The 10,250-nt window shown below is 59.8% G+C and carries 9 protein-coding genes; 3 read left to right on the plus strand and 6 right to left on the minus strand.

All coding sequences use genetic code 11. The features are described 5' to 3' along the window. Nucleotides 1–135 precede the first annotated feature (135 nt). Nucleotides 136–1,227, plus strand: coding sequence for a calcium:proton antiporter (locus tag LVW35_RS03245; RefSeq protein ID WP_233893706.1), 1,092 nt, complete (start codon nt 136–138; stop codon nt 1,225–1,227). Here LVW35_RS03245 and LVW35_RS03250 read toward each other — a convergent pair whose 3' ends face one another. From LVW35_RS03250 to LVW35_RS03275, 6 genes are all read right to left on the minus strand, one after another. Continuing rightward, nucleotides 1,228–2,583 carry an 8-oxoguanine deaminase gene (locus LVW35_RS03250; protein WP_233893707.1) on the minus strand — a complete coding sequence of 452 codons (1,356 nt, stop codon included), beginning with the start codon at nt 2,581–2,583 and terminating at the stop codon, nt 1,228–1,230. Between the two features lie 145 nt (nt 2,584–2,728). Further along, nucleotides 2,729–3,415: an SDR family oxidoreductase gene (locus LVW35_RS03255; RefSeq protein WP_233893708.1), complete on the minus strand. Its 687-nt coding sequence runs from the start codon at nt 3,413–3,415 to the stop codon at nt 2,729–2,731. A 34-nt stretch (nt 3,416–3,449) separates the two neighbouring features. Beyond that, a complete protein-coding gene (locus LVW35_RS03260; protein ID WP_233893709.1) occupies nt 3,450–4,031 on the minus strand; it encodes an IMPACT family protein in 582 nt (193 codons plus the stop codon). 12 nt (nt 4,032–4,043) lie between these two features. Beyond that, nucleotides 4,044–4,703, minus strand: coding sequence for a TetR/AcrR family transcriptional regulator (locus tag LVW35_RS03265; protein ID WP_233893710.1), 660 nt, complete (start codon nt 4,701–4,703; stop codon nt 4,044–4,046). 87 nt (nt 4,704–4,790) lie between these two features. Beyond that, nucleotides 4,791–6,185 carry a uracil-xanthine permease family protein gene (locus LVW35_RS03270; RefSeq protein WP_233896384.1) on the minus strand — a complete coding sequence of 465 codons (1,395 nt, stop codon included), beginning with the start codon at nt 6,183–6,185 and terminating at the stop codon, nt 4,791–4,793. Between the two features lie 80 nt (nt 6,186–6,265). Continuing rightward, nucleotides 6,266–7,186, minus strand: a complete 921-nt coding sequence (locus LVW35_RS03275; RefSeq protein WP_233893711.1) for a LysR family transcriptional regulator — start codon at nt 7,184–7,186, stop codon at nt 6,266–6,268. Between the two features lie 125 nt (nt 7,187–7,311). On the opposite strand from LVW35_RS03275, the gene LVW35_RS03280 reads away from it, so the two are divergent. Beyond that, a complete protein-coding gene (locus LVW35_RS03280; RefSeq protein ID WP_233893712.1) occupies nt 7,312–8,661 on the plus strand; it encodes an aspartate aminotransferase family protein in 1,350 nt (449 codons plus the stop codon). A 39-nt stretch (nt 8,662–8,700) separates the two neighbouring features. Then, nucleotides 8,701–10,197, plus strand: a complete 1,497-nt coding sequence (locus tag LVW35_RS03285; protein ID WP_233893713.1) for a CoA-acylating methylmalonate-semialdehyde dehydrogenase — start codon at nt 8,701–8,703, stop codon at nt 10,195–10,197. Nucleotides 10,198–10,250 lie beyond the last annotated feature (53 nt).

The raw sequence follows: 10,250 nt of genomic DNA on the forward strand, positions 1-10,250 counted from the left end.
GCAAAACCTGACCAGCAGGATTGTTTTCGTTGCATTCGCGCAAAGGCTGCGTGAACTAAGGTGTAACGAAACGTTAGCGGCGTGACGCAGTCTGTACCCCATCAATGACTGATTTGCCGCACTAAAAGGCCCGGAATGCTCATATCCCTCAAGCAAGAAAAATTCATGCTGTTGGCGCTGATTGCCGCCATCGCCGCCTACCCGTTGGAACACTGGATGCTGCACAGCGGGCAGATCACGGCGTTGCTGGCCGGCGTGGTGTTGATCGGCTTTATCGTAGTGGCGTCGATGCGCGTGGCCCACCATGCCGAGCAACTGGCGGAAAAAGTCGGTGACCCCTACGGCACCATGATCCTCACCCTCGCCGCGGTGTTGGTGGAAGTGGTGATCCTGGCGATCATGATGAGCAATGAACCGTCGCCCACCCTGGTGCGGGACACTATCTATTCAGCGGTGATGCTTGATATCAACGGCATCCTGGGCCTGGCCGCGCTGATGGGCGGCATCAAACACGGCGAACAGTCCTACAACGATGATTCTGCTCGTACCTACAGCGTGATGATCCTCACCGCCATGGGCGTGTCGATGGTCGTTCCGGAATTCATCCCCGAAGCCGACTGGAAGATTTACTCGGCCTTCACCATTGGCGCGATGGTGGTGTTGTACACCCTGTTCCTGCGCATGCAGGTGGGGCCGCACAGTTATTTCTTCAGCTACAGCTACCCGGAAAAACGCCGCAAGAAACTGCCGGAAGAAGAGCAGGCGCCGCCAGTCAACCTGGCGTTTTCCATCGGCACCCTGGTGTTTGGGGTGATTGTGATCGGCGCACTGGCCGAGGTGATGTCCAAGACGCTGGACCTGGGCTTGGAAGGCACGGGGGCGCCGCCGGTGATTACGGCGATTGTGGTCGCGGCGATTTCAGCGGCGCCGGAGATCCTGACGGCATTGCGCGCCGCGTTGGCTAATCGCATGCAGTCGGTGGTCAATATTGCGTTGGGTGCTTCGCTGTCGACCGTGATCCTGACGGTGCCGGTGATGGAGGCGATGGCGCTCTACACCGGCCAGCCGTTCCAGATGGCAATGACTCCGGTACAGACCGTGATGGTGTTTATCACACTGATTGTCAGCGCAATCAACCTCAACGATGGCGAAACCAACGCCATCGAAGGGATGACCCATTTTGTGCTGTTTGCGACCTTTATCATGCTGTCGCTGCTGGGGTTGTAATCAGCCAGCGATCAACTGCCGCGCGGCCTGGGTGTGATCAGCGATCAGGCCTTTGAGGTCCAGGCCTTCGACCTGGCCGTCGATAACGCGCCATTTGCCTGCAATCATCACCCGGTCCGCACGGTCCGCGCCGCACAGCAGCAGCGCCGAGATCGGATTGTGGCTGCCGGAGAAGCGCAGCTCATCGAGCTTGAACAGCGCCAGGTCGGCCTGTTTTCCCACGGCCAGTTCACCGATATCCGTACGACCCAGCAACTGCGCCGAACCTCGGGTTGCCCAGCCGAGCACACCTTCCGGGGTGATCTTTTCCGCGCCGTAACGCAGGCGCTGGATGTACAAGGCCTGACGGGCTTCAAGGATCATATTCGACGCATCATTGGAGGCCGAACCGTCCACGCCCAGGCCGATGGGCGCGCCCGCCGCGAGGAGGTCCAGGGTGGGGCAGATGCCGGACGCCAGGCGCATGTTCGAGCTTGGGCAATGGCAGATACCGGTGCCCGCGGCGCCCAGGCGCGCAATTTCATCCGGATTGAAGTGAATACCATGCGCGAGCCAAGTGCGCGGGCCGAGCCAGCCGACGCTGTCGAGGTAGTCCACGGTGCGCAGGCCGAAGCGCTGCAGGCAGAAATCTTCTTCGTCGAGGGTTTCGGCCAGGTGGGTGTGCAGGCGTACATCCAGGCGGTTGGCCAGTTCGGCGCTGGCTTCCATGATTTCCGGGGTGACAGAAAAGGGTGAGCACGGAGCCAGTGCGATCTGGATTTGTGCGCCGTCACCACGCTCGTGGTATTCGTGGATCAGGCGCTGGCTGTCTTCAAGGATGACTTGGCCTTGCTGCACGGTCTGTTGCGGTGGCAGGCCGCCGTCGGCTTCACCCAAACTCATGGAACCGCGGGTGAGCATGGCGCGCATGCCCAATTCGCGCACGCTCTCGACTTGCACATCAATGGCGTTTTCCAGGCCGTCGGGGAACAGGTAGTGGTGGTCTGCCGCCGTGGTGCAGCCTGAAAGCAGCAATTCGGCCAACGCGACTTTGCTGGCGAGGGCGAGTTTTTCCGGGGTAAGCCGCGCCCAGATTGGGTACAGGGTTTTCAACCAGGGAAACAACGGCTGATTGACGACAGGCGCCCAGGCGCGGGTCAGGGTTTGATAGAAGTGATGGTGGGTGTTGATCAGCCCCGGCAGGACCGCATGTTCACGCGCATCGAACACTTGGCTGCAGGGCAGCGCGGGTTCTTGGCCTTGGGCCAGCACTTCGGTGATCACACCGTCTTGCAGCACCAGGCCGCCACGGGCGTCGAGGCCATTGGCAGTGAAAATCGCGAGGGGGTTTTTTAACCAGGTACGGGTCGCAGGCATTGGCCGGCTCCTCTGAATGATGGGTTCAGGTTTGCCAGCTCAGTGTTGCCCTGTCTGCTGATCCAGGGTCGCCGGTAAAGGCGAGGGGGCAGTCTACGCGCGGATCGTTACCGACGGCAATCGGTCGATAACGATCCCCAGCGGTTTACCAGGCGATGGTGTCGCCTTTGTAATCGACGAAGTGATGGCCGCCTTTACCGGTGTAGGCGTTCACTTGGTCCACCAGGCCGCGCACGCTGGTGTCTACGTCGATGTGCGCGTTTTCGCCGCCCATGTCGGTTTTCACCCAGCCCGGGTGCAGCGACAGCACCGTCAGCTTGTGGTCGCCCAACTGGGTGATAAAGCTGTTGGTCATGGAGTTGAGTGCCGCCTTGCTGGCTTTATACAGCGCCAGGTCGGAGCCGTCGGGGATGGTCACACTGCCGAGTACCGAACTCATGAAGGCCAGTACGCCACTGTCTTTGCGGATCTGCCCGACAAAGCGCTGGGCCAGGTTGATCGGCGCCACTGCGTTGGTGAAGAACAGTTGGCCGACTTCCGCCAATGTGGCGTGGCCCGGCTCCTGATTGGCAGGGCCTTTGACGCCGGCGTTGACGAACAGCAGGTCAAAGGTGCGTGCCTTGAGGCGCTGGCTCAGGGCGATCACGGCTTGCTGATCGTCCATGTCGAGTTTCTCGATCTGTACCGGGCCCACGGCTTTCAGGGCATCGGCCTTGCTCGGATCTCGCACGGTGGCGGTCACGTCCCAGCCGTCCTGGAGCAGTTGCTTGACCAGGCCAAGGCCCAGCCCGCGCGAGGCGCCGATGATCAATGCGGTTTTTGGCGTAGACATGAAAAGCTTCCTTTAGCGTCGCGTTTCAGGGAGTTCAGCGTTGTAGCAGGATACGCCCACGGCTGAGGTCGGCGAGTTGAATTTGCAGGGTGTCGATATGCGCTTCGCCCAAGGCGAGTTGTAGCTCGACGCCGTTGGCGGTGAAGGTTTCTTCGACCACCAGTCCGCCCATTTCAGCCACGCGCAGTTTCACCAGGTTCAGCTCGGCAAAACCGCAAGCGCAGCTCAAGGGCACGCGGCTGATCAGTTCGATACGTTCGGCAGTCTGCAGGCATTTATTGGCGCCGCCGCCGTAGGCACGTGCCAGACCGCCGGTGCCCAACTGAATGCCGCCGTACCAGCGGATCACCAGCACCGCGACCTGATCAAAGCCCTGGGCCTCGATGGCGGCCAGGATCGGTCGACCCGCAGTGCCGCCGGGCTCACCGTCGTCGTTGCTGCGGTAGTGGTCGGCGAGTTTCCAGGCCCAGCAATTGTGTGTGGCGTTCAGGTCGCTGTGCTGCTCGAAAAACGCCTGGGCGTCATGCGGACTGCTGATCGGTGCGGCGAGGGTGATAAAGCGGCTTTTGCGTATTTCTTCGCGAAACTCGCAAAGGCCGGTAAGCGTGAAAGGCATAAGTCGCTTCGTTTAATAGGCGGGCTTGATGCCGCAGCCCTTGAGAATGATGTGGATCAGGTTGGTGCCGGCGTCTTCCATGTCCTGTTTGGTCAGCTTGGTGCGACCGGTGACGCGGCAGATCTGAGTGGCAAAGTCGGCATAGTGCTGGGTGCTGCCCCACAGCAGGAAGATCAGGTGCACCGGATCGATCGGGTCCATCTTCCCTGCGTCAATCCAGGCTTGGAACACCGCCGCCCGCCCGCTGAACCAGGCGCGGTAGTCCTGGCTGAAATATTCGGTGAGGCATTCGCCGCCGCTGATGATCTCCATCGCGAAAATCCGCGAGGCTTGGGGTTGGCGACGCGAAAACTCCATCTTGGTGCGGATGTAGCGGCTGAGCGCCACGGCCGGGTCGTCTTCGGCGGTCAGCGCGTTGAAGGTGCTGTCCCACAGTTCGAGGATGTTGCTGAGCACAGCGATATACAGGCCCAGCTTGTTGGTGAAGTAATAATGCAGGTTGGCCTTTGGCAACCCGGCACTGGCAGCAATGGTGTTCATGCTGGTGCCTTTGTAGCCATGGCGCGCGAACTCATCTTCAGCAGCCTGGAGAATCGCTTGTTCGTTCTTTTGCCGAATGCGGCTGGCGGGTTTACCGGCGTGGTTGCTGTGGGCAGGAACTTCGAGGCTCATGGAGGTTTCCGTGCTGATCGATAGAGACGACGTGTGCACAGATAACCCACCCTCAAGCCTCAGACAAGTCCTGATGCAATAAAACCGTCAAAGCGGTTCCAGTGTGTCGCTTTCCGGCGCGTAGTTTGCGGCAGCCTCGGTTGCTTTGGCTTCGGGCAATAACAGGCACAGCACAATGGCGGTCAAGCCGCCGCTGGTGATGGCGGAGTCGAACAGGTTCTGTACCAGCGTTGGCATCAGGTGCAGCAGGTTCGGTTGGGCGGCGATGCCCAGACCGACGCCAAACGACGTTGCGATAATCAGCATGCAGCGCCGGTCCAGCGGCGCCTGGGCGAGGATGCGCACACCGGCGGCGGCCACACTGCCGAACATCACCAGAGTCGCGCCGCCCAATACCGGTTTAGGGATTTGTTGCAGTACCGCGCCAATCAACGGAAACAATCCGAGGCAAAACAGCACCACGCCTATATATAAGCCGACGTAACGGCTGGCCACACCGGTGAGTTGGATCACGCCGTTGTTCTGCGCAAAGGTGGTGTTGGGGAAAGCGCTGAACGTGGCGGCGATCATGCAGCTCACGCCATCGCCAAGTACGCCACCTTTAAGCCGGCTTATATAAGAAGGGCCGCTGATGGGCTGTCGGGCGATCATGCAGTTGGCGGTGAGATCACCGACGGTTTCGATGCTGCTGATCAGATAAATCAGCGCGATGGGTAGGAAAGCGCCCCAGTCGAAGTCGAACCCGAAACGGAACGGGATCGGCAGGCTGACCAAGGGCAGCTCGGGCAGGGCTTGGGGCACGAGCTTGCCGCTGAACCAGGCTGCAAGACTGCCGAGGGCCAAGCCGATGATGATTGCCGAGAGGCGCACCCACGGTGTGTTGGAGCGGTTGAGCAGAATGATCGTCAACACGACGAATACGCCCAGCGCCAGATTGGTGGGGGCGCCGAAGTCGGGAGCATTGAAGCCGCCGCCCAGGTCAGTGATACCTACCTTGATCAAACTGATGCCGATCAGGGTGATGACAATCCCGGTCACCAATGGCGTGATGACTCGGCGCAGTTGCCCGATAAAACGGCTCAGCACAATCTGCACCACCGCGCCGAAAAAGCACACGCCGAAGATCATCGCCATGATGTCTTCCGGGCTGCCGCCACGTTGTTTCACCAGAAAGCCCGCCGACAACACTGCGCCGAGAAACGCAAAGCTGGTGCCTTGCAGGCAGATCATCCCGGCACCGATGCCAAATGGCCTACGTGCCTGAATGAAAGTACCGACGCCGGAAACCATCAGCGCCATGCTGATCAGGTAAGGCAAATGGGCAGTGAGCCCCAGAGTGGAGCCGATGATCAGCGGCGGGGTGATGATGCCGACGAAGGCCGCCAGCACGTGTTGCAGTGCCGCGAGGAATGCCGGGGCGGGTTTCGGGCGATCGTTGAGGCCGTAGATCAGGTCGCTGGGGCTGGAGGATTCTGGTGGCATGGCGGGCAAACTCAAGGTCTATGTCCTTGGGGTGTTGCAAAAAGCTGTCCAACTGCTCAGTTTTCAGCTGTGAGGCCGGGTTAGCGGGTTGCCGCCAGACTTTCCAGGAAGCTTTCCAGCACCAAATGGGGGCGACGGCCCTTGCGCGTGACCGATGCGAGGCTTAAGTCGTAAAAACGTGTAGCCGGTTTCATCGCTCGCAGTCGGCCTTGTTGTACCCACAGGCTGGCGTAGTGGTCGGGCAGGTAGCCGATGTAACGGCCGGTAAGAATCAGGAAGGCCATGCCTTCGCGGTCGGAGGCGCTGGCGGTGCAGTTGAGTGCCTGGTAGTGGGCCTGGATCTCGGCAGGCAAGCGGAAGGTGGGGGCGATGGCGTCCTGACTGTCGATGCGAGCGTCGTCCAGTTGCTTATCGTCGGCATAGAACAGGGGGTGGCCGACTGCGCAGTAAAGCAATGAGCGTTCGCTATACAGCGGTTGATACTCCAAGCCAGACAGCGCGCTGGCCTGCGGTACCACGCCGACATGCAGGCGGCCGTCGAGTACACCTTGTTCGACTTCGTTGGGGGCGATCATGCGGATCTGGATCTGCACATCCGGGCCGCGCTCCTTCAATTGGGCGAGCGCGTGGGTGATGCGCATATGGGGCAGGGTAACGAGGTTGTCGGTGAGGCCAATGATCAGCTCGCCGCGCAGATGTTGATGCAGGCCGTTGACCTCGGTGCGAAAGCTTTCCAGAGCGCTTAACAGTTGAAGCGCGGACTGGTAGACCTCGCGACCTTCTTCGGTCAGCGAGAAACCGGCGCGACCGCGTTGGCACAGTCTTAATCCGAGGCGTTGTTCTAGATCGCTCATTTGCTGGCTGATAGCCGAACGCCCGATGCCCAGTACGGTTTCTGCCGCCGAAAAGCCGCCGCACTCCACCACGCTGCGAAAGATGCGCAGCAGACGGATATCGAAGTCGCTGACTTGGGCCAGAGGATCGGGTCGACGACTGCTCATGGTTTAGTGAAGTCCAGACTGAAGGTTAGAAGAGTTGGATTTCACCGACTTTATCGACATGGCAATTTAGCTGCAACAACGCTTTTCAATCCCGACGCTGCCGTTTGCCCTGCGAGGTTTTGCTGATGAACATGCCCGAAAACGCCCCATCGTCCCTGGCCAGCCAATTGAAGCTGGACGCGCACTGGATGCCTTACACCGCCAACCGTAACTTCCAGCGTGACCCGCGCCTGATCGTGGCCGCCGAAGGCAGCTGGCTGACGGACGATAAGGGCCGCAAGGTGTATGACTCGCTGTCGGGCCTGTGGACCTGCGGCGCCGGGCACACCCGCAAGGAAATCCAGGAGGCGGTGGCCAAGCAATTGGGCACTTTGGACTACTCGCCGGGCTTCCAGTACGGTCATCCTTTGTCCTTCCAGCTGGCGGAAAAGATCACCGACCTGACGCCGGGTAACCTGAACCACGTGTTCTTCACCGACTCCGGCTCTGAGTGTGCCGACACTGCAGTCAAGATGGTGCGTGCCTACTGGCGCCTGAAAGGCCAGGCCACCAAGACCAAGATGATCGGTCGCGCCCGTGGTTACCACGGTGTGAACATCGCCGGCACCAGCCTGGGCGGCGTTAACGGCAACCGTAAGATGTTTGGTCAGGCGATGATGGATGTTGACCATCTGCCACACACCCTGTTGGCGAGCAACGCCTTCTCCCGCGGTATGCCGGAGCAGGGCGGTATCGCGCTGGCCGATGAACTGCTCAAGCTGATTGAGCTGCATGACGCGTCGAACATCGCCGCTGTATTTGTCGAACCGATGGCCGGTTCCGCAGGCGTCTTGGTGCCGCCACAGGGTTACCTCAAGCGTCTGCGTGAGATCTGCGACCAGCACAACATCCTGTTGGTGTTTGACGAAGTGATCACCGGCTTTGGCCGTACCGGCTCGATGTTCGGCGCTGACAGCTTCGGCGTGACCCCGGACCTGATGTGCATCGCCAAGCAAGTCACCAACGGTGCTATCCCGATGGGCGCGGTGATTGCCAGCAGCGAGATCTATCAGACCTTCATGAACCAGGCGACGCCGGAGTACGCGGTGGAATTCCCACACGGTTACACCTACTCGGCTCACCCGGTCGCCTGCGCCGCTGGCCTGGCGGCATTGGACCTTTTGCAGAAGGAAAACCTGGTGCAGAGCGTCGTCGAAGTCGCGCCGCACTTTGAGAATGCGCTGCACGGGCTTAAGGGCAGCAAAAACGTGATCGACATTCGCAACTACGGTTTGGCCGGTGCGATCCAGATTGCTCCGCGTGACGGCGATGCGATCGTGCGTCCATTCGAGGCGGGCATGGCCTTGTGGAAAGCTGGTTTCTACGTGCGTTTTGGTGGCGACACCCTGCAGTTCGGGCCAACCTTCAATAGCAAGTCGCAGGACCTGGATCGTCTGTTCGATGCGGTCGGCGAAGTGCTGAACAAAATCGACTGATTTTTCTTTCTATATAGAACTACTTTTCAGGAGCCCCGCATGAGCCTTATCCAGCATTTGATCAACGGTGAATTGGTCAACGACAGCGGTCGCCGCGCCGACGTGTACAACCCGTCCACCGGTCAGGTGATCCACCAGGTGCCGTTGGCCAGTCGTGAAACTATTCAGCAAGCGATCGACTCGGCCAAGGCGGCGTTCCCAGCCTGGCGCAATACCCCTGCGGCCAAGCGTGCCCAGGTGATGTTTCGTTTCAAGCAATTGTTGGAGCAAAACGAAGCGCGCATCTCACAGTTGATCAGCGAAGAGCATGGCAAGACCCTGGAAGATGCCGCAGGTGAACTGAAGCGCGGGATTGAAAACGTCGAGTATGCGTGTTCGGCGCCGGAAATTCTGAAGGGCGAGTACAGCCGCAACGTAGGACCGAACATTGATGCATGGTCGGATTTCCAACCGCTGGGCGTAGTTGCTGGCATTACGCCGTTCAATTTCCCTGCGATGGTGCCGTTGTGGATGTATCCGTTGGCGATCGTCTGCGGTAACTGTTTTATCCTGAAACCATCGGAGCGTGATCCGAGCTCCACACTGTTGATCGCACAACTGCTGCAGGAAGCCGGTCTGCCTAAGGGCGTGCTGAGCGTGGTGCACGGTGACAAGGGAGCGGTGGACGCGTTGATCGAAGCGCCGGAAGTGAAAGCATTGAGTTTCGTGGGTTCGACGCCGATTGCCGAGTACATCTATTCCGAAGCAACCAAGCGTGGCAAACGCGTCCAGGCGCTGGGTGGTGCGAAGAACCACGCAGTGCTGATGCCGGATGCGGATCTGGATAATGCCGTCAGTGCTTTGATGGGCGCTGCTTATGGTTCTTGCGGTGAGCGCTGCATGGCGATCTCGGTGGCCGTGTGCGTGGGCGACCAGGTGGCGGATGCATTGATTGCCAAGCTGGTGCCGCAGGTCAAGGCGCTGAAGATCGGCGCGGGCACGTCCTGCGGCCTGGATATGGGGCCACTGGTGACTGGGCAAGCCCGTGACAAAGTCAGTGGTTATATAGAAGACGGTGTGGCGGCGGGTGCCAAGCTGGTGGTTGATGGCCGTGGGTTGAGTGTTGCCGGGCATGAAGAAGGCTTCTTCCTCGGTGGCAGCCTGTTTGACCGTGTCACGCCTGAGATGCGCATCTATAAGGAAGAGATCTTTGGGCCCGTGCTGTGCGTGGTTCGGGTGAATAGCCTGGAAGCGGCGATGCAGCTGATCAACGATCACGAATATGGCAACGGCACTTGCATCTTTACCCGTGACGGTGAAGCGGCGCGTCTGTTCTGTGACGAAATTGAAGTGGGCATGGTCGGCGTGAACGTACCGTTGCCGGTGCCGGTGGCTTATCACAGTTTTGGGGGTTGGAAGCGTTCGCTGTTTGGCGACCTGCATGCATATGGACCGGATGGGGTGCGTTTCTATACCCGTCGCAAGGCGATTACGCAGCGCTGGCCACAGCGGGCCAGTCATGAGGCGTCGCAATTTGCTTTCCCTAGCTTGTCTTAACGAAAGCTGAAAGCCGGCCCCTTGGGGCCGGCTTTTGCGTTTCTGAGGGATTT

The organism is Pseudomonas sp. HN11 (assembly GCF_021390155.1).
GTDB lineage: Bacteria > Pseudomonadota > Gammaproteobacteria > Pseudomonadales > Pseudomonadaceae > Aquipseudomonas.

What these genes read in the sequence shown, in the direction of transcription:
- LVW35_RS03245 (WP_233893706.1), top strand. Translation starts at nt 136, where the DNA reads ATGCTCATATCCCTCAAGCAAGAAAAATTCATGCTGTTGGCGCTGATT.
- LVW35_RS03250 (WP_233893707.1), bottom strand. Translation starts at nt 2,583, where the DNA reads ATGCCTGCGACCCGTACCTGGTTAAAAAACCCCCTCGCGATTTTCACT.
- LVW35_RS03255 (WP_233893708.1), bottom strand. Translation starts at nt 3,415, where the DNA reads ATGTCTACGCCAAAAACCGCATTGATCATCGGCGCCTCGCGCGGGCTG.
- LVW35_RS03260 (WP_233893709.1), bottom strand. Translation starts at nt 4,031, where the DNA reads ATGCCTTTCACGCTTACCGGCCTTTGCGAGTTTCGCGAAGAAATACGC.
- LVW35_RS03265 (WP_233893710.1), bottom strand. Translation starts at nt 4,703, where the DNA reads ATGAGCCTCGAAGTTCCTGCCCACAGCAACCACGCCGGTAAACCCGCC.
- LVW35_RS03270 (WP_233896384.1), bottom strand. Translation starts at nt 6,185, where the DNA reads ATGCCACCAGAATCCTCCAGCCCCAGCGACCTGATCTACGGCCTCAAC.
- LVW35_RS03275 (WP_233893711.1), bottom strand. Translation starts at nt 7,186, where the DNA reads ATGAGCAGTCGTCGACCCGATCCTCTGGCCCAAGTCAGCGACTTCGAT.
- LVW35_RS03280 (WP_233893712.1), top strand. Translation starts at nt 7,312, where the DNA reads ATGAACATGCCCGAAAACGCCCCATCGTCCCTGGCCAGCCAATTGAAG.
- LVW35_RS03285 (WP_233893713.1), top strand. Translation starts at nt 8,701, where the DNA reads ATGAGCCTTATCCAGCATTTGATCAACGGTGAATTGGTCAACGACAGC.